24 protein-coding genes are annotated in these 20,903 nt (G+C 60.9%); 23 read left to right on the top strand and 1 reads right to left on the bottom strand.

What is annotated here, in order from left to right; genetic code table 11:
• The first annotated feature begins 288 nt into the window (after positions 1 to 288).
• From rpsL to rpsJ, 4 genes are all read left to right on the top strand, one after another.
• On the top strand, positions 289 to 666 hold the full coding sequence (rpsL, locus tag I2D41_RS09750; RefSeq protein ID WP_006235012.1) for a 30S ribosomal protein S12: 378 nt from the start codon (positions 289 to 291) through the stop codon (positions 664 to 666).
• A gap of 73 nt (positions 667 to 739) precedes the next feature.
• Positions 740 to 1,213 carry a 30S ribosomal protein S7 gene (rpsG, locus tag I2D41_RS09745; protein WP_006235013.1) on the top strand — a complete coding sequence of 158 codons (474 nt, stop codon included), beginning with the start codon at positions 740 to 742 and terminating at the stop codon, positions 1,211 to 1,213.
• 19 nt (positions 1,214 to 1,232) lie between these two features.
• On the top strand, positions 1,233 to 3,332 hold the full coding sequence (gene fusA, locus I2D41_RS09740) for an elongation factor G (RefSeq protein WP_022094183.1): 2,100 nt from the start codon (positions 1,233 to 1,235) through the stop codon (positions 3,330 to 3,332).
• A 61-nt stretch (positions 3,333 to 3,393) separates the two neighbouring features.
• Positions 3,394 to 3,702 carry a 30S ribosomal protein S10 gene (gene rpsJ / locus I2D41_RS09735; protein ID WP_022094184.1) on the top strand — a complete coding sequence of 103 codons (309 nt, stop codon included), beginning with the start codon at positions 3,394 to 3,396 and terminating at the stop codon, positions 3,700 to 3,702.
• Between the two features lie 116 nt (positions 3,703 to 3,818).
• On the opposite strand, the gene I2D41_RS09730 is transcribed toward rpsJ, so the two are convergent.
• Positions 3,819 to 4,595, bottom strand: coding sequence for a biotin--[acetyl-CoA-carboxylase] ligase (locus I2D41_RS09730; protein ID WP_195364356.1), 777 nt, complete (start codon positions 4,593 to 4,595; stop codon positions 3,819 to 3,821).
• Positions 4,596 to 4,771: 176 nt separating this feature from the next.
• On the opposite strand from I2D41_RS09730, the gene I2D41_RS09725 reads away from it, so the two are divergent.
• The 19 genes from I2D41_RS09725 (at position 4,772) to rplV (ending at position 20,902) form a co-directional block, all read left to right on the top strand.
• Positions 4,772 to 5,731: a 3-oxoacyl-ACP synthase III family protein gene (locus tag I2D41_RS09725; protein ID WP_195364355.1), complete on the top strand. Its 960-nt coding sequence runs from the start codon at positions 4,772 to 4,774 to the stop codon at positions 5,729 to 5,731.
• Positions 5,732 to 5,782: 51 nt separating this feature from the next.
• Complete coding sequence (locus I2D41_RS09720; RefSeq protein ID WP_006235019.1) at positions 5,783 to 6,019, top strand: acyl carrier protein; 237 nt, start codon at positions 5,783 to 5,785, stop codon at positions 6,017 to 6,019.
• A 2-nt stretch (positions 6,020 to 6,021) separates the two neighbouring features.
• Positions 6,022 to 6,966 (top strand): enoyl-[acyl-carrier-protein] reductase FabK, encoded by a 945-nt coding sequence (fabK, locus tag I2D41_RS09715; RefSeq protein WP_195364354.1) that lies wholly within the window; start codon positions 6,022 to 6,024, stop codon positions 6,964 to 6,966.
• The gene (locus I2D41_RS09710) at positions 6,954 to 7,880 is read left to right on the top strand and encodes an ACP S-malonyltransferase (protein WP_138113093.1); all 927 of its coding nucleotides are present in this window, start codon (positions 6,954 to 6,956) and stop codon (positions 7,878 to 7,880) included. Before fabK ends, I2D41_RS09710 begins: the two co-directional genes overlap by 13 nt.
• Before the next feature lie 30 nt (positions 7,881 to 7,910).
• Positions 7,911 to 8,684 carry a 3-oxoacyl-[acyl-carrier-protein] reductase gene (gene fabG, locus I2D41_RS09705; protein WP_195364353.1) on the top strand — a complete coding sequence of 258 codons (774 nt, stop codon included), beginning with the start codon at positions 7,911 to 7,913 and terminating at the stop codon, positions 8,682 to 8,684.
• Positions 8,685 to 8,723: 39 nt separating this feature from the next.
• A complete protein-coding gene (gene fabF, locus I2D41_RS09700; protein ID WP_195364352.1) occupies positions 8,724 to 9,971 on the top strand; it encodes a beta-ketoacyl-ACP synthase II in 1,248 nt (415 codons plus the stop codon).
• A 3-nt stretch (positions 9,972 to 9,974) separates the two neighbouring features.
• On the top strand, positions 9,975 to 10,448 hold the full coding sequence (accB, locus tag I2D41_RS09695; protein ID WP_022094191.1) for an acetyl-CoA carboxylase biotin carboxyl carrier protein: 474 nt from the start codon (positions 9,975 to 9,977) through the stop codon (positions 10,446 to 10,448).
• 9 nt (positions 10,449 to 10,457) lie between these two features.
• Entirely contained in the window at positions 10,458 to 10,880 is a 423-nt protein-coding gene (gene fabZ / locus I2D41_RS09690) for a 3-hydroxyacyl-ACP dehydratase FabZ (RefSeq protein ID WP_006235025.1), read from the top strand.
• Positions 10,881 to 10,890: 10 nt separating this feature from the next.
• Positions 10,891 to 12,234, top strand: coding sequence for an acetyl-CoA carboxylase biotin carboxylase subunit (locus tag I2D41_RS09685; RefSeq protein ID WP_195364351.1), 1,344 nt, complete (start codon positions 10,891 to 10,893; stop codon positions 12,232 to 12,234).
• Positions 12,221 to 13,945, top strand: coding sequence for an acetyl-CoA carboxylase, carboxyltransferase subunit beta (accD, locus tag I2D41_RS09680; RefSeq protein WP_195364350.1), 1,725 nt, complete (start codon positions 12,221 to 12,223; stop codon positions 13,943 to 13,945). Before I2D41_RS09685 ends, accD begins: the two co-directional genes overlap by 14 nt.
• 40 nt (positions 13,946 to 13,985) lie before the next feature.
• Positions 13,986 to 15,200, top strand: coding sequence for a PTS transporter subunit EIIC (locus tag I2D41_RS09675; RefSeq protein ID WP_148331880.1), 1,215 nt, complete (start codon positions 13,986 to 13,988; stop codon positions 15,198 to 15,200).
• Positions 15,201 to 15,351: 151 nt separating this feature from the next.
• Complete coding sequence (locus I2D41_RS09670; RefSeq protein WP_195364349.1) at positions 15,352 to 16,506, top strand: cation diffusion facilitator family transporter; 1,155 nt, start codon at positions 15,352 to 15,354, stop codon at positions 16,504 to 16,506.
• Between the two features lie 39 nt (positions 16,507 to 16,545).
• The gene (locus I2D41_RS09665; protein WP_195364348.1) at positions 16,546 to 17,172 is read left to right on the top strand and encodes a histidine phosphatase family protein; all 627 of its coding nucleotides are present in this window, start codon (positions 16,546 to 16,548) and stop codon (positions 17,170 to 17,172) included.
• A gap of 459 nt (positions 17,173 to 17,631) precedes the next feature.
• Positions 17,632 to 18,252 carry a 50S ribosomal protein L3 gene (gene rplC, locus I2D41_RS09660; protein ID WP_035137484.1) on the top strand — a complete coding sequence of 207 codons (621 nt, stop codon included), beginning with the start codon at positions 17,632 to 17,634 and terminating at the stop codon, positions 18,250 to 18,252.
• 46 nt (positions 18,253 to 18,298) lie between these two features.
• Positions 18,299 to 18,925, top strand: coding sequence for a 50S ribosomal protein L4 (gene rplD, locus I2D41_RS09655; protein ID WP_006235032.1), 627 nt, complete (start codon positions 18,299 to 18,301; stop codon positions 18,923 to 18,925).
• On the top strand, positions 18,926 to 19,213 hold the full coding sequence (rplW, locus tag I2D41_RS09650; protein ID WP_022094197.1) for a 50S ribosomal protein L23: 288 nt from the start codon (positions 18,926 to 18,928) through the stop codon (positions 19,211 to 19,213). It abuts the gene before it with no gap.
• Positions 19,214 to 19,392: 179 nt separating this feature from the next.
• Positions 19,393 to 20,223, top strand: coding sequence for a 50S ribosomal protein L2 (rplB, locus tag I2D41_RS09645; RefSeq protein WP_022094198.1), 831 nt, complete (start codon positions 19,393 to 19,395; stop codon positions 20,221 to 20,223).
• A 32-nt stretch (positions 20,224 to 20,255) separates the two neighbouring features.
• Positions 20,256 to 20,516 carry a 30S ribosomal protein S19 gene (gene rpsS, locus I2D41_RS09640; RefSeq protein WP_006235035.1) on the top strand — a complete coding sequence of 87 codons (261 nt, stop codon included), beginning with the start codon at positions 20,256 to 20,258 and terminating at the stop codon, positions 20,514 to 20,516.
• A 14-nt stretch (positions 20,517 to 20,530) separates the two neighbouring features.
• The gene (gene rplV / locus I2D41_RS09635; protein ID WP_006235036.1) at positions 20,531 to 20,902 is read left to right on the top strand and encodes a 50S ribosomal protein L22; all 372 of its coding nucleotides are present in this window, start codon (positions 20,531 to 20,533) and stop codon (positions 20,900 to 20,902) included.
• Position 20,903 lies beyond the last annotated feature (1 nt).

The raw sequence follows: 20,903 nt of genomic DNA, 5'->3' as shown, positions 1-20,903 counted from the left end.
GAAAGCACTTAATGTGCTTTCCGTCTTGCGCAGGACTGTAGAGCAGCAAACTTAAACAGCGGGCCGCCCGGGCCGGGAATCCGCCCCCGCGCACAGGAGGGGATTCCTTTTGTGTAGGCTTTGCGGAAATATGGCTATTTTGGGATACGCCCGGCGGCGTGGTCTGTTGACGGCACAGCTAACGCCACGTATCCTATCGAACTGCGTGTTTCGTAGGGGGATGCTGACCCCTCGATTCAAGCCGTTGCACTTTACAGAAAGCTGGAATCATTCGAGAAGGAGTACGCTTTGCCTACTATTAACCAGCTGGTTCGCCAGGGCCGTCGTTCCGTGCCCAAGAAGTCCAAGAACGCTGCTCTGCAGCACAACTCCCAGAAGCGCGGCGTGTGCACCCGCGTCTTCACCACGAGCCCCAAGAAGCCGAACTCGGCTCTTCGTAAGGTTGCCCGTGTTCGCCTTGTCAACGGCATCGAAGTTACTGCTTACATCCCGGGTGAGGGCCACAACCTGCAGGAGCACTCCATCGTGCTCGTCCGCGGCGGTCGTGTCCGTGACCTCCCTGGTGTCCGTTATCACGTCATCCGTGGCGCCTACGACGCTGCTCCGGTCCAGAACCGTATGCAGGCCCGTTCCAAGTACGGTGCTAAGCGCCCCAAGGCTAAATAAGCCAGATAACGTTTTGATACTTTCGCCGTGTGCCGCCTAAGCGCCGCACGGTAGACACTTAAGGAGATTTCACATGCCGCGTCGTGCAGCAGCTAATCGTCGTGAGGTTCAGCCTGACGCCGTTTACAACAACCGCCTGGTGACTCAGCTCATCAACAAGGTCCTTCTTGACGGCAAGAAGGCCACCGCTGAGCGCATCGTTTACACCGCTTTCGAGATCGTTGCCGAGAAGTCCGAGGGTGGCGACGCTCTCGCTACCTTCAAGAAGGCTATGGACAACGTCAAGCCCACGCTCGAGGTTAAGCCCAAGCGTGTCGGTGGCGCTACCTATCAGGTTCCGATGGAGGTCAACTCCCGTCGTTCCACCGCTCTGGGTATCCGCTGGATCGTCAACTTCTCCCGCGCTCGCAAGGAGAAGACCATGGCCGAGCGTCTCGCCAACGAGATCCTCGACGCTTCCAACGGCCTGGGCGCTTCCGTCAAGAAGCGTGAGGACGTCTTCAAGATGGCCGAGGCCAACCGCGCGTTCTCTCACTATCGTTGGTAAGTTAAGGTAAGGAACTAACATGGCTAAGCCTAAGTACAAGCTTTCCGATACCCGTAACATCGGCATCATGGCCCACATCGATGCCGGTAAGACCACCACGACCGAGCGTATTCTTTACTACACCGGTAAGACCCACAAGATCGGTGAGGTTCATGAGGGCGCTGCCACCATGGACTGGATGGTTCAGGAGCAGGAGCGCGGCGTAACCATTACCTCCGCTGCTACCACGTGCTTCTGGAACAAGGACGGTAAGGACTACCGCATCCAGATCATCGACACCCCGGGCCACGTTGACTTCACCGCTGAGGTCGAGCGCTGCCTGCGCGTCCTCGATGGCGCTGTCGCCGTCTTCGACGCCGTTGCCGGCGTTCAGCCCCAGTCTGAGACCGTTTGGCGTCAGGCTTCTACCTTCAACGTCCCCCGTATCGCCTTCATCAACAAGTATGACCGCGTGGGCGCTGACTTCTTCAACGCTATCGAGACCATGAAGGATCGTCTCGACGCTAACGCCGTGGCCGCTCAGGTCCCGATGGGCGCCGAGGACAACTTCTGGGGCGTCATCGACCTGGTCACCATGACTGCATGGGACTTCAAGGCCGACGAGAAGGGCATGACCTACCCCGAGCCGATGGACGAGATCCCGGCTGAGTTTGCCGACATCGCTGCCACCAAGCGCGAGGAGCTCCTCGACGCTGCTGCCAGCTTTGACGACGAGCTCATGGAGAAGATTCTCATGGAGGAGGACTTCACCGTCGAGGAGCTCAAGGCTGCTCTGCGCAAGGGCGTTCTGGCCAACGAGCTCAACCTCGTCTTCGTGGGCTCCGCCTACAAGAACAAGGGCGTCCAGGAGCTGCTCGACGCTGTCGTCGACTACCTGCCCAGCCCGCTCGACGTTGAGGCCGTCACCGGTACCGATCCGGACACCGGCGAGGAGATCCAGCGTCATCCTTCCTTCGACGAGCCCTTCTCCGGCCTGGTCTTCAAGATCATGACCGACCCGTTCGTCGGTAAGCTCACCTATGTCCGCGTTTACTCCGGCCGCGCCGAGTCCGGCTCCTACGTGGTCAACGCTTCCAACGGTCAGCGCGAGCGCCTCGGCCGCATCCTCGAGATGAACGCCGCCGAGCGTATCGACCGTGACGACGCTGCCGCTGGCGACATCGTCGCTTGCGTCGGCTTCAAGAACTCCACCACCGGTGACACCCTGTGCGCCGAGGGCAAGGAGATCGTCCTCGAGAAGATCGAGTTCGCTAAGCCCGTTATCGACGTTGCCATCGAGCCCAAGACCAAGGCCGAGCAGGACAAGATGTCCCTTGCTCTGACCAAGCTCGCCGAGGAGGACCCGACCTTCCAGGTGTCCACCAACCACGAGACCGGCCAGACCATCATCGCCGGCATGGGCGAGCTGCACCTCGAGATCATCGTCGACCGTCTGCTCCGTGAGTTCAAGGTTGACGCTAACGTTGGTAAGCCCCAGGTCGCCTACCGCGAGACCGCTGGTCACGATGTCGAGAAGGCTGAGGGCAAGTTCGTCCGTCAGTCCGGCGGTCGCGGTCAGTACGGCCACGCCGTCATCAAGCTCGAGAAGATGGAGGAGGGCTTCGGCTACGAGTTCGTCAACGCTATCGTCGGCGGCGTCGTGCCCAAGGAGTACATCCCGTCCATCGACAAGGGCATCCAGGAGGCCCTGAACACCGGTGTTATCGCCGGCTTCCCGGTCCTCGACGTCAAGGTCACCCTGTTCGACGGTTCTTACCACGAGGTCGACTCCTCCGAGGCCGCCTTCAAGATCGCCGGTTCCATGGCTATCAAGGACGCCCTCAAGAAGTCCGACCCGCAGCTGCTCGAGCCGATCATGGCTGTCGAGGTCGAGACCCCCGAGCAGTACATGGGCGACGTTATGGGCAACCTCTCCGGTCGCCGCGGCAAGATCGAGGGCATGGAGGATCGCAAGAACAGTAAGCTCATCCGTGCCAAGGTGCCGCTGGGCGAGATGTTCGGTTACGCTACCGACCTTCGCTCCCAGACCCAGGGCCGTGCATCCTACACGATGCAGTTCGACTCTTATGAGCCTGCGCCCAAGTCCATCGTGGACGAGGTCATGAGCAAGAACGCCTAAGTTCGAGCTCCCTGTTACGTAATCCTGCGAGAACATCTCTCGCACTCTTTGGAGGTTTAAGTTGGCTACCCAGAAGATCCGCATTCGCCTCAAGGGCTATGATCACGAGGTCGTCGATCAGTCCGCGAAGCTCATCGTCGAGACCGCTCAGAAGACCGGCGCTCGCGTTTCCGGTCCTGTCCCCCTGCCCACCGAGCGCAACCTGTACACGGTTATCCGCTCGCCGCACGTGAACAAGGACTCCCGTGAGCAGTTCGAGATGCGCACACACAAGCGCCTTATCGACATTCTCGACCCCACCTCGGGCACCGTTGATTCGCTCATGCGTCTCGACCTCCCCGCTGGCGTCGACATCGACATCAAGCTCTAAGCGATATCGCTCATAGCTTAAAGGGCCCCGCTGCCGTTACGGTAGCGGGGCCCTTTTGTTTAGCATGATGGGATTAGACCGCCGGATAAGGCTGCCGAGCGGCTGGCTGTGGCGCCCTATTCGCTCGCGGGACGCAGCGATGCCTCCTCAAAATGGAAGAATCGCAAACCGCCTTCCGTTTCGATACACGCGCGACCAAAGCCATCGACGGTTTTAAAGATGCCGCGTGCCAGCTCGTCGCCGGCAGGGGAACGGGCGATAACGTGCTCCCCAATCCAATTGAGGTGAGTGACATATTCGCCGTGGACGGGCGCGAGCGGTCCGCCGTCTTCTTCCATGGCGTTAAGACGCTCTGCCCACGCATCTACAGCGTCTATAACTGCGTGATAGACCTCATCGAGGAGCATGTTGACGGTGGGAACGCTCTCGTTAAGGTCCGAGAGGCCAATTGCCGCCAGGCCGCCATCGGGCACCTCTTGGGGCGTGTAGTTTACGTTGACACCAATGCCGCAGACGGCGAAAGGTTTGCCTTCGTTATCGCGTGCGGCCTCGACCAGAATGCCGCCGAGCTTGCGTCCTCGCGCGACCAGGTCGTTGGGCCATTTAAGGCGAATCTCGTTTGCAAGACCCTGCTTTTCGAGTGCTTCGAGCACCGCTAGGCCGCTGACGGCGGCAAGACCAGAGTACTTTGCGGGATTAACGCATGGACGCAGGACAATCGAAAGCAATAGGTTGCCGGCGGTTGAATCCCACTTGTGGCCGCGCCGGCCGCGTCCTGCCGTTTGCGCGCGGGCGGCAAGTCCTGTGCCGTGCGGCGCACCCTGTTTTCCTGCCTCGAGCAGGTCATCGTTGGTCGATCCGGTTACGTCGACAATCGTTAATTGGGCATCCATAGCGGCTGCTACCTCCTTATTGAATAAGTGAATGACGCAATGGTGTCGAGAGATAGACACAATGTGAAGCCTTTGTCGCATTTGGACAATTTAATGTTAACACGTCAACAAAGACTGAAATGCGTTATCCTCTCTTGGTCGATGTAAACACGTCAACAACTCAAAGGAGGTTAGTGATGGGTTTCACGATTCTTGGAACAGGTTCGGCACTTCCTGAGCGCAGTGTTTCCAATGACGAGCTGTCTGAGTTCCTCGATACCTCGGATGAGTGGATTTTTACTCGCACAGGTATCAAGAGCCGCCACGTCTGCACCACCGAGTCACTTGACGACCTTGCAGTAGCGGCGAGCGAGCGGGCACTCCAGGTGTCCGGAATCGACGCGAGCCAGCTGGATCTGATCGTCTGCTCGACGACGACGGGTGACCACCTTGTTCCCGCTGAGGCGTGTGCCGTTGCTGAGCGACTAGGCGCGACGTGCCCTGCCTTCGATGTCTCGGCGGCTTGTGCCGGCTTCGTATTTGCGCTCGATGTCGCCGAGGGCTATATCGCTCGCAGCCGTGCCGAGCGCGTGCTTGTTGTTGCTGCCGAGCAGATGACGCGCGCGCTCGACTGGACCGACCGTGCCACCTGCGTGCTTTTTGGCGATGGGGCAGGCGCCGCAGTGATTGAAGCTGGGGGAGACAACCCCCTTGCCGTTGAGCTTTTGACGGCGCCCGACGTCGAGACGTTGCGCGTTCCCGGTCTGGTCGGTACCTCGCCGTTTAAGGCTTCCGCAGATAGCGCGAGCGTGCTGTCCATGAATGGCCGCCGCGTGTTCAAGTTCGGCGTCAACGCCATCTGCGACACGGTCCATAAGCTTGCGATCGATGCGGGCATTTTGGTCGAAGACATCGATCATTTTGTATTCCATCAGGCTAACGAACGAATCCTGAGCCAGGCGGTCAAGCGCCTGGGCGTGCCGGACGAGCGCGTGGTTCGCACGTTGCGTGAAACCGGCAACATCTCGAGCGCATGCATTCCGCTTGCCTTCGACCGGCTGGCAAACGCCGGTGCACTTCACACAGGCGACACCATCGCCTTGGTTGGATTTGGCGCCGGTCTGGATATAGGTGGCTATCTGCTTCGTTGGAAGTAGTCGCACATAGGAAATAAAAACGCCCTAGGGCACAACCAAAGGAGAACTACCATGGCAGATCAGAAGACCTTCGAGCGCGTTTGCGACGTTATCCGCGAGACCGCCGGTCTTGACGATGTCGAGATGAAGCCCGAGTCCACGCTCGAGGAGATTGGTCTCGACAGCCTGGGCACCGTCGAGATCCTCGTTGCCGTCGAGGACGAGTTTGGCATCCAGCTCGATACCGAGGAGAACCCCAAGACGGTCGGCGAGTTCGCCGATACGGTCGAGGCGGCATTGGAGAAGTAGAGATGCTCAAGACTCCTCTCTGCGATCTGCTCGGCATCGAAAAGCCCGTGTTCCAGGGCGGTATGGCCTGGATTGCCGATGCCTCGCTTGCGTCCGCAGTGTCCGAGGCGGGTGGCTTAGGCATCATCGCGGCCATGAACGCCGACGCCAACTGGCTTCGCGACCAGATTCATGAGCTGCGCGCCAAGACGGATAAGCCCTTTGGCGTCAACGTCATGCTCATGAGCCCGTTTGCCGACGAGGTTGCACAGGTCGTGATTGACGAGCGAGTGCCGGTCGTCGTGACGGGCGCCGGCAATCCCGCCAAGTACATGAAGGCGTGGAACGAGGCGGGCATCAAGGTCATCCCGGTCGTTGCCTCGGTGGCGCTGGCGCGCCTCGTGGCACGTCGTGGAGCCACGGCGGTTGTTGCCGAGGGTACCGAATCGGGCGGCCATATTGGCGAGACCTCGACGATGGCACTGGTGCCGCAGGTCGTCGATGCGGTTGACATTCCCGTCGTGGCCGCCGGCGGTATTGCCGACGGCCGCGGCGTGGCGGCCGCCTTTATGCTGGGCGCCGAAGGCGTGCAAGTGGGTACGCGCTTTCTGGTCGCAGACGAGTGCACCGTCTCGGAGCAGTACAAAGAGATGGTCCTGAAGGCCAACGACACTTCAACGCGTGCGACCGGTCGCTCGACGGGACATCCAGTGCGCGCCCTCAAGAGCCCCTTCACCAACGCCTATGTCAAGAGCGAGGGTTCCGGCGCGAGTGCCGAGGAGCTCGGTGCTATGGGAACCGGTGCGCTGCGTAAGGCCGCCAAGGACGGCAACTACGAAGAGGGTTCGTTTTTGTGTGGACAGATTGCCGGCATGGTCAACGAGCGCCAGAGCGCACGCGAAATCGTTGACGACCTGGTCGATGGCGCCGAGCACGTCCTGAAGGGTGCGTGCGCATGGGTGGCGTAGCGTTTTTGTTTGCCGGCCAGGGTGCCCAGCACCCCGCGATGGGCGTCGACTTGATCGAGACATCGCCGGCGGCCGCCGAGGTGTTCGCCATTGCCGACGAGGTGCGCCCGGGGACCAGCGAGCAATGCCGGAGTGCCTCCAAGGAGGAGCTCTCGCAGACCGAGAACACGCAGCCGTGCGTGTTCGTTCACGACCTGGCAGCGGCTGCCGCCCTGCGTGAGCGCGGCGTGGTACCTGCCGCCTGTGCGGGATTCTCGCTGGGCGAGGTCGCCGCGCTCACCTTTGCGGGGGCGTTCGATACGCGAGCGGGCTTTGAGCTCGTGTGCGAGCGCGCGGCGCTGATGGCCGCGGCTGCCGAGCGCCATCCGGGCGGCATGCGCGCCGTCATCAAGCTCGATGCGGCGCAAGTCGAGGGCCTGGCAAAACAGGCCGGCGAGGACTGCTGGCCAGTCAACTACAACAGCCCACAGCAGACGGTTGTGGCCGGAGCGCCCGAGGCGCTGCAGGAGCTCGACGTCCTAGTAAAAGAGGCTGGCGGCCGCGCCATGAAGGTCGCGGTGTCGGGTGCATTTCATAGCCCCTATATGGCCGAGGCGACCTGTGGCCTTGCCGCATATATTGAGGCCGGTCACGCGCCGTCCCCGTTGCTCATTCCTGTTTTGGCAAATATGACAGCGGCGCCCTATCCGGCGGACCCCCAGACGGCATCGGATGTCTTGGCCAATCAGGTGAGCCATGCCGTACGCTGGGTCGATACGCTGCATGCTCTGCAGGATCAGGGCATCGACACGTTTATTGAGGTCGGCCCTGGCAAAACCCTGTCGGGCCTGGTCAAGCGTACGCTGAGCGATGTTCGCGTGTATTCGTGCGAAACGGCCGAGCAGGTCGCAGCTATTGCCGACGAGCTTGCATAGTCCACAGGGCTGTAACCCGAAAGGAATGACATGGGCAACTTGAACAATGGCGCGCTCGAGCGCAACGACTCACGTCGCGTGGCACTGGTCACGGGCGGCTCGCGGGGTATCGGCCGCGCCTGCGCTATCGGTCTGGCGGAGGATGGCTACGATATCGCCGTCGTCTATGCCGGCAGCCTCGATGCGGCGCGCGAGACGTGCGACACCTGCGAGGCGGCTGGCGCCACGGCGCGCTCATATCAATGTGACGTGGCCGACCCCGCTGCCGTCAACGCGTGCGTGGAAGCGGTCCTCAACGACTTTGGCTCCATTTGGGCGCTCGTCAACAACGCTGGCATCACCCGCGATGGCCTGCTCATGCGCATGGGCGATGACGCCTTCGACCGCGTGCTCGACGTCAATCTCAAGGGAACATTCAACATGATGCGCGCGCTCACCAAGACCTTTATGCGCCAGCGCGGCGGTTGCGTCGTCAACATGAGCTCGGTCGTGGGCCTGATGGGCAATGCCGGGCAAGCCAACTACGCTGCCTCCAAGGCGGGCGTGATCGGCCTGACCAAGGCGGTGGCGCGCGAGCTTGCGCCCCGCGGCGTACGAGTGAACGCGGTTGCCCCCGGGTTTGTCGAGACGGATATGACGGCAAAGCTCTCGGAGAAGGTGCGTACGGTAACCGAGGAGCAGATTCCCCTTAAGCGTATGGCGCAGCCCGAAGAGGTGGCCGGTGTGGTGCGATTTTTAGTGAGCGATGCGGCTGCCTACATTACGGGCGAAGTCGTACGCGTCGACGGCGGAATGGCGATGTAGAAACCAGGGCCGAAGAACGGCTTGGATGAGGAGACCATGATGGAACAGAGAGTTGCAATCACCGGTATCGGTGCCGTGTCGCCGCTCGGCAACACCGCGCTTGCCACCTGGGCGGCCATGTGCGCCGGCACGTGCGGCATCGGCCCGATCACGCACTTCGATACCGATGCGTTTGCCGTCAAGGTGGCAGCCGAGGTCAAGGGCTTTGACGGCAACGAGTACTTTGGCAAGCGTGACGCCAAGCATCTCGACCCCTGCGTTCAGTTTGCGATGGCGGCTTCGGACGAAGCCATGCACGATGCAGGCTTTGATGTCGAAGGCGCCATCGATCGCGAGCGCCTGGGCGTCTACGTGGGCTCGGGCGTGGGCGGCATGACGACGCTCGTCGACAACGTCCATACGATTGCCGAACGTGGGCCCCGCCGCGCATCGCCCTATATGATCGCGATGATGATCCCCAACATGGCATCGGGCAATATCGCAATCCGCCACAAGGCAAAGGGCCCGACCCTGCCCGTGGTGACCGCGTGCGCAACCTCGGCCCATGCGGTGGGCGAGGCGTTCCGCGCCATCAAGCACGGCTATGCCGACGCGATCCTCGCGGGCGGCGCCGAGGCGGCCATTATCCCCGATGCCGTTGCGGGCTTTACGTCCTGCCGCGCATTGACCACCAACCCCGATCCCGCGACGGCCTGCCGTCCGTTCGATGCAGACCGCGACGGCTTTGTGATGGGCGAGGGCGCCTGCGTGCTCGTGCTCGAGAGCATGGAACATGCGCAGGCGCGCGGTGCGCACATTTATGCCGAGGTCGTGGGCTACGGCAACACCGATGATGCCTATCACATCACGAGTCCTGATCCCGAGGCTGCCGGCATTGCCCGCGCGATATCGCTGGCGGTGACCGAGGGCGACGTCAAGCCTTCCGAGGGTCTCTACATCAATGCCCACGGCACATCGACCAAGCTCAACGATTCGTCCGAGACGGCGGGCATTAAGCGTGCGCTCGGCGAGGACGCGGCGCGCGCCGCGCACGTCTCGTCGACTAAGTCGATGACCGGCCACATGATCGGTGCCACGGGCGCCATCGAGGTCATGGCCTGCGCCATGGCGCTCGAGCAGGGCGTGGTGCCGCCGACCATTAACTACCGCACGCCCGATCCCGCCTGCGATCTTGACTACACGCCCAATCGCGCAGTTCGCGCCGACCTTACCTGGGCGCTTTCGACCAACCTAGGCTTTGGCGGGCACAACGCCGCCATCGCGCTGCGTAGATATACGAGGAGCTAGAGCATGGATTCCAAAAGACTTGCCGAGATAGCCGATGTGATGGAGGACCGCGGCCTCACGCGCGTGCGCGTTGAGGAGCCCGATGGCACCGCGGTCGAACTCGAGCGCGCGAGCGCCGCACAGCCGGTTGCCGTGCCCATGCCCATGCCGAGCGCTATGGCCGCTCCAGTTGCAGCTCCCACAGTCGCGCCTGCCGCACCGGAGCCCGCCGCGCAGACACCTGCCGCCGCACCAGAGCCCAAGGGCACCGAGGTGACCGCTCCCATGGTCGGCGTTTTCTATGCTGCCCCGGCGCCGGGCGACGAGCCGTTTGTGCACGTGGGCTCTAAGGTCAAGGCCGGCGAGACGCTCTGCATCATCGAGGCCATGAAGGTTCTCAACGAGGTAACGGCAGAGGCAGACGGCGAGGTGCTCGAGATCTGCGTGGCCGACGGCGACCTCGTGGAGTTTGGCAGCTGCCTCATGAGGATCGGATAGGTGATATCCATGAACAAAGAAGAGCTTAAGGAACTGTTGCCGCATCGCGAACCGATGCTTTTGCTCGACGAGGCCGAGCTGGTGGGCGACGAGGCCCACGGCAAGATCACGATCACGGGCGACGAGTACTTTTTGCAGGGGCATTTTCCGGGAAACCCGGTGGTCCCCGGCGTGATTCAGTGCGAGATGCTCGCCCAAAACTGTTGCGTGCTGCTGATGGGCGATGAGGAGGCGCGCGGCGCGACGCCGTTCTACACGAGTCTGGACAAGGTGCGCTTTAAGCGTCCGGTGCGCCCGGGCGACACGGTTGATCTGGTGTGCTCCATCACGCGTGCGCGCGGGCCGTTCCGCTTTGCGACGGGTACTGCGAGCGTCAACGGTGAGGTTTGCTGCCGCGCCGATATGTCTTTTGCACTCATGCACGAAAGTTAAGGAAGGCTTCATGTTCGACAAAGTGCTCATCGCCAACCGCGGCGAAGTCGCGGTCCGTGTTATCCGCGCGTGCCGCGATATGGGCATCAAGACCGTCGCCGTCTACTCCACGGCCGATGCGGACGCGCTGCACGTGCAGCTTGCCGACGAGGCGTATTGCATCGGCGGCCCGCGTCTTGCCGAGAGCTACCTCAACGACGATGCTGTGCTCACCTGTGCCGTGAAGTCGGGAGCTAAGGCAATTCATCCCGGCTATGGCTTTTTCTCCGAGAAGGCGAGCTTCGCGCGCGACTGCGACAAGTATGGCCTGGCGTTTGTTGGTCCTTCGGCCAAGGTGATCGACAGCATGGGCGACAAGGACGCCGCACGTCGAACGGCTGCCGCGGCGGGCGTGCCCATCGTGCCGGGCTGCGATTTGCTCAAAAGTCCCGAGGAGGCAACGGCCGAGGCTGAGCGCATTGGCTGCCCCGTGCTTATTAAGGCGCGTGCGGGCGGCGGCGGTCGCGGTATTCGTAAGGTCGAGCGCGTGGAAGATGCGGCAAAGGCCTTTATTGAAGCACGAGCCGAGGGCGAGGCCGTTTTTGGCGACGGCGAGTGCTACATGGAGAAGTTCGTCGCGCCGGCGCATCACGTTGAGGTACAGATTATGGCCGATAAGCAGGGCCATGTGTTTTCGCTCGGCGAGCGCGAGTGCTCGGTGCAGCGGCGCAACCAAAAGCTAATCGAGGAGAGCCCCGCGCCGTGCCTCGACGGACACGACGACATTCGTGCTCGCATGCACAAGGCAGCGCGTGACCTGGCTCGTGCCGTCGGCTACGAAGGAGCCGGTACCATCGAGTTCCTGTATTCGGACGACGGCAATTTCTACTTTATGGAAATGAACACGCGCTTGCAGGTGGAGCATCCGGTTACGGAGTTTGTGACCGATACCGACTTGGTCAAGTGGCAGCTGCGCGTGGCAGCCGGCCAGCCTCTGCCCTTTGAGCAGGAGGACATGCCGGTCCGCAACCACGCCATGGAGTGCCGCATCAATGCCGAAACGCCGGACTTTCTGCCGTCATGCGGAACGGTCACCGCGTTGCGTGTGCCGGGTGGTCCGCGCGTGCGCTGGGATTCCGCCATGTTTACCGGTGCTAAAGTTCCGCCGTACTACGACTCCATGCTTGGCAAGCTCATCGTGTGTGCGCCCACGCGTGACGGCGCCATTCGCAAGATGCGCTCGGCCCTGGGCGAGCTCGTGATTGAGGGCGTGAGCGAAAACAGCGAGCTTCAGCTCGACGTGCTGGCAAACGACGAGTTCTTGTCGGGCATGTATCACACCGATCTGATGGGGCATCTCTATGCTGATGAATAGAAAAGCGAAGACGGTCAACGTCCTCGAGGGACCGATGACCGAGTCGTGCGCCGAGTTTCCCGCGCGCCACGTGTTTATCAAGTGCCCGGAGTGCCGCCGCGTGATCGATGAGGCGCGCCTGCACGACAACCTCGAGGTCTGCCCTCGTTGCGGCAAACACTTTCGCGTGAGCGGGCGCGACCGCATGCGCATGACGATTGACGAGGGCACGTTTGAGGAATGGGATGCCAGTCTGGCGCCGGAGGACTTCCTCTCGTTTCCCGGCTATGCCGACAAGCTCAAGAGCGTGAGCGAGCGTTCGGGCGAGCACGATGCCGTTGTGTGCGGCAGGGGCAAAATCTGCGGTTGCGATACCGCGCTCTTCTTTATGGACGCCAACTTTATGATGGGCTCGATGGGTTCCGTGGTGGGCGAGAAGATCTGTCGCACATTTGAGCGAGCGACCGAGCTTGGATTGCCAGTTGTCGGCTTTACCGTTTCGGGCGGTGCGCGCATGCAAGAGGGCGTGACATCGCTTATGCAGATGGCCAAGATTTCTGCGGCGGTTAGGCGCCACAGCGAGGCGGGCGGCCTGTATATCACGGTGCTCACCGACCCCACGACCGGAGGCGTAACCGCGAGCTTTGCCATGGAGGGCGATATTATCCTGGCCGAGCCCGATGCCCTGACGGCATTTGCCGGCCCGCGCGTGATCGAGCAGAACATGCACAAGCGCCTGCCCAAGGGATTCCAGCGCTCCGAGTTTTTGCTGGAGCACGGCTTTTGCGATGCCGTTGTTCCGCGTGGCGAGATTGCGCTCACGGTAGGCGAGCTGCTGGCGCTGCACGAAGGGCACGCGCCCGGCCTGGGGGCACCGCATGAGATCGTGCATACGGGTCGCCGCGGCAAAAAGTTGGGACACTTGTTCAAGCGCTCGGCCGCACCAAAAACCGCGCTCGAGATTGTCAAACAGACCCGCTCGGCAGATCGCGCCACGGCAGGCGAGATGATCTCGCTGAGCCTGGATGGATTTGTGGAGCTGCACGGCGACCGCTACTTTGGCGACGACGCCGCTGTGGTGGCTGGCATTGGCTGGAAAGACGGGCGCCCCGTAACGGTCATCGCCATCGAGCGCGGCACCACGACCAAAGAGCGCATGCGTCGCAACTTTGGCATGGCACATCCCGAGGGCTACCGCAAAGCGCGTCGCCTTATGCGCCAGGCCGAAAAGTTTGGTCGACCGGTTCTGTGCCTGGTCGATACTTCGGGCGCGTTTTGCGGCATCGGTGCCGAGGAGCGCGGCCAGGGCGAGGCGATTGCTCAGAATCTCATGGAGATGAGCGGCCTTAAGACACCGATTGTCTCGGTGGTGACAGGCGAGGGCGGCTCTGGTGGCGCGCTGGCGCTGTCCGTGGCCGACCGCATCCTGATGCTCTCGAGCTCGGCCTATTCAGTCGTGAGCCCCGAGGCCTGTGCGTCGATCCTGTGGAAGGATACCGAGCGTGCGGATGAGGCCGCCGAGGCGCTTAAGCTCACGGCCCCCGATCTGCTGGCGCTCGGCATCATCGACGGCATTGTTGACGATAAGGGCCTGTCGCATGAGGAGATCGCCGGTGCCGTCATGTCCTCGGCATTTGATGCCTTCGATACGCTTGGGCAGCTCGACGACGCGACCCTCACAAACCTCCGCTACGAAAAGTACCGCGCAATCGGTCGATACCGCACGATGTGACAAAGGGACAGCCCGCATGTCATATTGGGAAAGGCGTTCCATGCTACAAGTTTCTAACACCTCGTTTACAACGTCGGTTTCATCAAACGCCATGGCCGTGGTGGACTATCTGTCCAAAAGCATGATGTCGGCGCTGCCGTTTATTGTCTGCGCGGCGTTGTTCCGCACCGTCGCTGTCATTATGGGCGAAGGCATGCTGGGCCTGTGGTCTGCCGATTCCGATATCTATCGCCTGTTCTACAGTTGGCTCTATAACGCCGGCTACTACTTTTTGCCCATTTATCTTGGTTGGGCGGCCGCCCGCCAGCTCGGTTGCTCGGAGCAGCTGGGCATGATGCTGGGCGGCGTATTGATTGCCCCCGATTTACTCAAGCTTGTCGATGCCGCATCGACGACGGGGGCATCGATGACTTCCGTGTATGGTCTGCTTCCTGCGCCGGTCAACGATTACACGACGACTGTTATTCCGGTTCTCATCTCGGTGCCCGTGCTATGGCGAGTGGAGTGTTTCTTTAAGCGCGTTATCCCTAAGGCCGTGGCGTTTTCGTTCGTTCCGTTTGCGACCATGCTTGTCATGGTTCCGGTTTCGCTGTGTATTACGGCGCCGGCGGGCAGCTATCTGGGCATGCTGTTGGGCCAGCTTATGTTTATGCTTGGCAATTCCGGTGGCATCGTGTCGCTGCTCACGCTCATGGGGCTTGCTGCGGGCTGGGAGTTCCTAAAGATCGCCGGCGTCAGCAACGTTGTCCTATCGCTCGCCTATGCGCAGTTTATGAGTGTGGGAACGGATTCGTGCATCCTGATCGCCGCGACGATGGCAACGTTCGCCGTTTGGGGCATGCCCTTTGGCGCGTCGCTTCGCGTTGCGGATAAGGACGAGAAGGCGCTCATGCTGGGCTATTCAATCTCGGGTGTTCTTGGCGGCGTAAGCGAGCCGGCGCTGTACGGTTGCGGCTTTAAATATGGCAGGTGCCTGACGTGCATGGCCATTGGCGGCGCCGTCGGAGGCCTTGTTGCGGCCGTGGGCCACGTTACGGCCTATACCATCGGCATGACGAATGTCCTTATGGTCATTGGCTTTGCTACGGGCGGCATCTCGAACCTGCTGTGGTGCTGCGCTGCCGGCGGTGTGGCATTTGCGGTGTCTGCGGCGCTGAGCTACTGCTTTGGCGTGGTGCCGGCGAAGGGACAGACGACGGGGGACGGAGCCGATTCACCCGAAACCTCGAAGAGCGTGGCCGAAGTAAGCGCGTAAACCTGTGCGACACAAGGACGATTCCTTTGCCATATTCCAAGGCCGTGGCCCGTGTGGGTTGCGGCCTTTTTTGTATCTGGGGGACAAAGTGGCTACACTACAATCCGTTTGAGCAATAGATATATAGGTAGTACCGTGGGGGCGGATGTAGATGGTCGAGTGGATTGTTAAGCGTGCGCAGGGCGACCGTGCGCGCGTGGGCACGTTGACGGGCGTGGTGTGTATTCTCGCCAATGTGGCACTATGCGCTGCGAAGGGCGTAATTGGCGTGCTGTCGGGATCGGTTTCGATTGTGGCGGATGCCATGAACAACCTGTCCGATGCCAGCTCGAATATCGTGAGCGTGCTGGGCTTTAAGCTGGCGAGCAAGCCGGCCGACCCCGAGCATCCTTACGGCCACGGTCGCTACGAGTATCTCTCGGGATTGGTCGTGGCGGCGCTCGTGCTGCTGATTGGCGTTGAGCTGGTGAAGTCCTCGGTTGAGCGCGTCATCCACCCCGAACCTGTCGAGTTCTCGCTTGCCCTGGTGGCAGTTCTAGTGCTTTCGATGGTCGTAAAACTCTGGATGGCGGCCCTCAACCAAAAGCTCGGCGATCGCATTGAGTCCGAGACGCTGCATGCGACCGCGCAAGATTCCAAGAACGATGTCCTTGCCACGGGCGCCGTGCTGGCGTGCGCAATTGTTTCGCAGGTGACGGGCATCAACCTTGACGCTTGGGTCGGCCTTGCCGTTGGCGCCTATATTGGCTGGAGCGGCTTTGAGCTTATCCAAGATACGGTGAGCCCGCTTTTGGGCCAGACGCCCGATCCTAAGCTGGTCAAGCACATTCGAGACAAGATCATGAGCTATCCCGGCGTTTTGGGCGTCCATGACCTAATGGTTCACGACTACGGCCCAGGCAGGAAGTTCGCAAGCGCTCACGCCGAGATGGCAGCCGAGGCCAGCCCGCTGGAAAGTCACGACACGCTCGATAACATCGAGCAGGCGTTCAGGAACGAAGACGGCATGATTGTCACGCTCCATTACGACCCCATCGTGACCGACGACCCCAAGGTGGCGAGCATGCGTTTACGCATTAACGCCATGGCCCAGGAGATCGATAGTCGTCTTTCGATTCACGACCTGCGCTGTGTGCCGGGCCCTACGCACACCAACGTGATCTTTGACTGCGTGCGACCCTCGGATTTGGCGATGAACGCCGAGGACCTAAAGCACGCGCTGGCACAACGGGTCGAATCCGAATATCCCAAGTCGATTGCCAAGATCACGATCGACGAAGACTACGTAGGCCATACCCACGAGTAGGGCTGCGCTGGTAAAGCTAGTTATACAGAAGGGGAGAGCATGAAGCGTCTATATCTACTTCGTCATGGCCAGACGGAATTCAACGTCAAAAAGCTCGTCCAGGGTCGCTGCGATTCTCCGCTCACCGATTTGGGTCGTCAGCAGGCACAGACAGCAGCCGCATGGCTCAAGGCCCACGGCGTCACCCCCGACAAAGTGGTCTCATCACCCTTAGGCCGAGCCATGGACACGGCAAGTCTCGTCGCATGCGAACTCCTCGGCCCGGACGCTGACGTTGAGCCTTGCGAAGGCATTATCGAGCGCTGCTACGGCACCTTTGAAGAGGGCCCGCACGACGCGCTGCCCACCGACGTCTGGGATCCAGGCGAGGACTTAATCCCATTCGGAGGAGAAGGAAGCCAGGCGCTGCAAGAGCGCATGGTAGACACCCTCACCAATATCATGGGCGCCGATGGTATCGAAACCCTTCTAGCAGTAAGCCACGGCAGTGCCAGCCGCCAATTCATCAAGGCTGCAGCCCCAGAGGGCTTCGAGCTCCCAGCAAAACTCCCCAACTGCGCCATCATGATCTTCGATTTCGATGAGGTAAAGCTACAAGCAGAAGGCGAACCGTCCCAATGCAAGTTCACCCTCCAGCAAATAGTGGACCCCCAACAAAGTTATTAGCCTGAGCGAGCAAGGTTTAGCAGACATCAACGTGGCGTTCCCAGTGTGCGGCGGAGGGGGCGGGCCTGAGACATATTAAGGTTGTCGCGAGTTCCGCACGAACAGGAGAGCACTTAATGTGCTCTCCGTCGTGAGCAGGACTGTAGAGCAGCAACCTTAATATGTCTCAGGCCCGCCCCCTCCGCCGCACACTGGGAACGTACCACGCACTTTACCTGCGTAAACAATGTGAGTGAAATATGAATCTCGATGGATACGCCCGCAGCCGTGTATACTAAACAGCTGTGTGTAACCAGGGGAGTATTCTGGCTGGACAAAATGCCTGCTTAATAGGGTTGTCAGGTAGTCCGGGCGAAATACAAGGCTGGGGAGCACGTCGTGTAAGTAGTGGTCCTCTAGGGGCGTACGCTCGGTGGCGTACGCATTGTCCCAAGACCACGCGAGAGTTGGGATCATATCTTGATCAGCATGATTCTCGGCCGCAAGATTGGCATGACCCAGGTTTGGGACGAGGACGATAACGTCGTTCCCGTCACGGTCATCCAGGCTGGCCCCTGCGCTGTCTCGCAGGTTAAAACTCAGGCAACCGACGGCTATGACGCCGTCCAGATCGGTTTCGGCGACATCAAGGCCAAGAACGTGAACAAGCCCATGGCTGGTCACTTCGCTAAGGCTGGCGTCGAGCCTGTCCGTTTCCTTCGTGAGGTCCGCGTCGAGAACGGCGAGGAGCACAAGGTCGGCGAGGTCGTTACCGTCGCTGATTTCGCTGATGTCGAGAAGGTCGACGTCATCGGTACCTCCAAGGGTAAGGGCTTCCAGGGTCGCATCAAGCGCTGGGGTCAGCGCCGCGGTCCTATGACGCATGGTTCTCACTTCCAGCGTCATCCCGGTTCTATCGGTCAGTGCGCCTATCCTGCGCGCGTCCTCAAGGGCGTCAAGATGGCCGGTCACATGGGTAACGAGCGCGTTACCGTCAAGAACCTTTCCGTTGTCCGCATCGATGCCGAGCAGAACCTCATCTTGGTCAAGGGCGCTGTCCCGGGTGCCAAGAATGGTCTCGTCGCCATCCGTATGGCCTAAGGGCCCAGCCCATTTAGCCCAGCGTCATACCAAGGAGAACACTTAAATGGCAAAGTTTGAAGTAAAGAACAGCGAGGGCAAGAAGGTCGCCGAGGCCGAGCTCGCCGCTGAGGTGTACGGCATCGAGCCGAACATCCACGTTATGCACCACATCGTCAAGTGCCAGATGGCCTCTTGGCGTCAGGGCACCCAGTCTGCTAAGGGTCGCTCTGAGGTTTCCGGTGGCGGCAAGAAGCCTTGGCGTCAGAAGGGCACCGGCCGTGCCCGCCAGGGTTCCATCCGTGCTGCCCAGTGGCGTCACGGTGGCGTTGTCTTCGCCCCCAAGCCCCGTTCCTACGCTAAGCGTATGAACAACAAGGAGGTCAAGCTGGCTATGCGCTCCGCGCTGTCCGCCAAGCTGGCCGATGGCGAGCTCGTGCTCGTCGACGACTACGGCTTCGAGAAGCCTTCCACCAAGGCTGCCGTCGCCATGCTCAAGGCTCTCGGTCTTGAGGGCAAGCGTCTGACCATCATCGTTCGCGATGAGGACGTCAACGCCTACCTGTCGTTCCGCAACATTCCCAAGACGTTCATCATCACCGCTGACGAGGCCAACACCTACGATCTCGTCAACAACAACGCTGTGCTGATGCCCGCCGACATCGCCGCTCACTTCGGGGAGGTGCTTGCATAAATGACCGCCCACGAGATCATCATCCGTCCGATCGTGTCCGAGCGTTCCTTCTCCGGCATGGAGCTGAACAAGTACACGTTCGAGGTCGCCAAGGATGCTAACAAGTATCAGATCAAGGACGCTGTCGAGGAGATCTTCGGCGTCAAGGTCGTTCGCGTGAACACCCTGACGGTCAAGCCCAAGACCAAGCGCGTGCGCTATGTCGCCGGCAAGACCCGTTCTTGGAAGAAGGCCATCGTCACGCTGGCCGAGGGCGACACCATCGAGGTCTTTGGCAACCAGGCCTAAGACTCGCTGCTGTTGAGTGAGCTCATGCCTCCCAAATAGGGGAGGCGAGAGCTCAAGGTTTTGGGCGTATAAAATGGACACGCCCGGAACCGTGTATACGTCCGGTGTCATCGCACCCGAGGCAGAACCTCGAATCCCTGTCTGCGATGGCTAACGGATTCCTATTGAAAGGGATTGTAATGGCTGTAAAGCACCTTAAGCCGACCTCCGCTGGTAGGCGTTGGCAGACGATCTCCGACTTCTCCGAGATCACCTGCACCAAGCCCGAGAAGTCTCTTCTCGAGCCCCTGCCCAAGAAGGCCGGTCGTAACAACAACGGCCGCATCACCACCCGCCACCAGGGCGGCGGCGTGAAGCGTCGTTACCGCGTGATCGACTTCAAGCGCAACAAGGACGGCGTGCCCGCCAAGGTTGCCACGATCGAGTACGATCCGAACCGTTCCGCTCGCATCGCTCTGCTGCACTACGCTGACGGTGAGAAGCGCTACATCCTGGCCCCCAAGGGCCTCGAGGTCGGTCAGACCATCATGTCCGGTTCTGACGCCGACATCAAGCCGGGCAACGCTCTGCCCCTCGCCGACATTCCCGTCGGTACGCTCATCCACGCCGTCGAGTTCCAGCCGGGCAAGGGCGCTGCTATCGCCCGTTCCGCCGGTAACTCCTGCCAGCTGATGGGTAAGGAGGGCAAGTACGCTATCGTCCGTATGCCTTCCTCCGAGATGCGCCGCATCCTCGTTACCTGCCGCGCCACCGTCGGTGAGGTCGGCAACGCCGATCACTCCAACATCGTCATCGGCAAGGCCGGCCGTAAGCGTCACATGAACGTGCGCCCGACCGTCCGCGGTACCGTCATGAACCCTGTCGACCACCCGCACGGCGGTGGCGAGGGCAAGAACCACACCTCTGGTCGTCCCTCTGTTACCCCCTGGGGTAAGCCGACGAAGGGCCTTCGTACGCGCAAGAAGAAGAAGGTCTCGAACCAGCACATCATTCGTCGCCGTAAGAAGTAATTTCGGATACCGAGTTTTAGGAGAAAGCACTTATGAGCAGAAGTCTCAAAAAGGGCCCGTTCGTGGAGACTCGCCTTCTCTCGCGTATCACCGCGATGAACGAGGCTGGCAAGAAGGACGTCGTGAAGACTTGGTCCCGCGCGTCCACCATCTTCCCCGAGATGGTTGGTCACACCATCGCCGTCCACGACGGCCGCAAGCATGTGCCCGTGTATGTTACCGAGTCCATGGTTGGTCACAAGCTCGGCGAGTTCGCGCCGACTCGTACGTTCCGTGGCCACAAGGCCAAATAGGGGGTTAACCGTAAATGGCAACTAAGTCTATTGAAACTGAGGCCACCGAGGTTCGCGCCGTCGCTAAGTACGTGCGTGTTTCCCCCAGCAAGGCCCGCCTGGTGGTCGATCTGATCCGCCGCAAGCCTGTCGCTCAGGCCTTCGACATCCTCCACTTCTGCGACCGCGCCGTCGCCGTGGATGTCGAGAAGGTTCTCCGTTCCGCCGTTGCGAACGCCGAGAACAACAACGGTCTGCGTGCCGACAACCTGGTTGTCGCCGCTGCCTATGTTGACGAGGGTCCGACGCTTAAGCGCATCCGTCCCCGCGCCAAGGGTTCCGCTTCTCGTATTCTGAAGCGTACTTCCCACATCACCGTCGTCGTTGCTCCTCGAAAGGAGGCGTAAA

The organism is Collinsella aerofaciens (assembly GCF_015552075.1).
Taxonomy (GTDB): domain Bacteria; phylum Actinomycetota; class Coriobacteriia; order Coriobacteriales; family Coriobacteriaceae; genus Collinsella; species Collinsella aerofaciens_Y.
The sequence above is the reverse complement of the archived record's forward strand: the minus strand, read 5'-3'. Positions and strand labels throughout refer to the sequence as shown.

Excerpts from the sequence above, each read along its gene's own strand:
- rpsG (WP_006235013.1), top strand. The coding sequence starts at position 740 with ATGCCGCGTCGTGCAGCAGCTAATCGTCGTGAGGTTCAGCCTGACGCC.
- rplD (WP_006235032.1), top strand. The coding sequence starts at position 18,299 with ATGGCAAAGTTTGAAGTAAAGAACAGCGAGGGCAAGAAGGTCGCCGAG.
- I2D41_RS09665 (WP_195364348.1), top strand. The coding sequence starts at position 16,546 with ATGAAGCGTCTATATCTACTTCGTCATGGCCAGACGGAATTCAACGTC.
- I2D41_RS09730 (WP_195364356.1), bottom strand. The coding sequence starts at position 4,595 with ATGGATGCCCAATTAACGATTGTCGACGTAACCGGATCGACCAACGAT.
- accD (WP_195364350.1), top strand. The coding sequence starts at position 12,221 with ATGCTGATGAATAGAAAAGCGAAGACGGTCAACGTCCTCGAGGGACCG.
- I2D41_RS09670 (WP_195364349.1), top strand. The coding sequence starts at position 15,352 with ATGGTCGAGTGGATTGTTAAGCGTGCGCAGGGCGACCGTGCGCGCGTG.
- rplV (WP_006235036.1), top strand. The coding sequence starts at position 20,531 with ATGGCAACTAAGTCTATTGAAACTGAGGCCACCGAGGTTCGCGCCGTC.
- I2D41_RS09675 (WP_148331880.1), top strand. The coding sequence starts at position 13,986 with ATGCTACAAGTTTCTAACACCTCGTTTACAACGTCGGTTTCATCAAAC.
- accB (WP_022094191.1), top strand. The coding sequence starts at position 9,975 with ATGGATTCCAAAAGACTTGCCGAGATAGCCGATGTGATGGAGGACCGC.
- I2D41_RS09710 (WP_138113093.1), top strand. The coding sequence starts at position 6,954 with ATGGGTGGCGTAGCGTTTTTGTTTGCCGGCCAGGGTGCCCAGCACCCC.
- fabF (WP_195364352.1), top strand. The coding sequence starts at position 8,724 with ATGGAACAGAGAGTTGCAATCACCGGTATCGGTGCCGTGTCGCCGCTC.
- fusA (WP_022094183.1), top strand. The coding sequence starts at position 1,233 with ATGGCTAAGCCTAAGTACAAGCTTTCCGATACCCGTAACATCGGCATC.
- rplB (WP_022094198.1), top strand. The coding sequence starts at position 19,393 with ATGGCTGTAAAGCACCTTAAGCCGACCTCCGCTGGTAGGCGTTGGCAG.
- I2D41_RS09725 (WP_195364355.1), top strand. The coding sequence starts at position 4,772 with ATGGGTTTCACGATTCTTGGAACAGGTTCGGCACTTCCTGAGCGCAGT.
- rpsS (WP_006235035.1), top strand. The coding sequence starts at position 20,256 with ATGAGCAGAAGTCTCAAAAAGGGCCCGTTCGTGGAGACTCGCCTTCTC.
- I2D41_RS09685 (WP_195364351.1), top strand. The coding sequence starts at position 10,891 with ATGTTCGACAAAGTGCTCATCGCCAACCGCGGCGAAGTCGCGGTCCGT.
- fabK (WP_195364354.1), top strand. The coding sequence starts at position 6,022 with ATGCTCAAGACTCCTCTCTGCGATCTGCTCGGCATCGAAAAGCCCGTG.
- rplW (WP_022094197.1), top strand. The coding sequence starts at position 18,926 with ATGACCGCCCACGAGATCATCATCCGTCCGATCGTGTCCGAGCGTTCC.
- fabG (WP_195364353.1), top strand. The coding sequence starts at position 7,911 with ATGGGCAACTTGAACAATGGCGCGCTCGAGCGCAACGACTCACGTCGC.
- I2D41_RS09720 (WP_006235019.1), top strand. The coding sequence starts at position 5,783 with ATGGCAGATCAGAAGACCTTCGAGCGCGTTTGCGACGTTATCCGCGAG.
- fabZ (WP_006235025.1), top strand. The coding sequence starts at position 10,458 with ATGAACAAAGAAGAGCTTAAGGAACTGTTGCCGCATCGCGAACCGATG.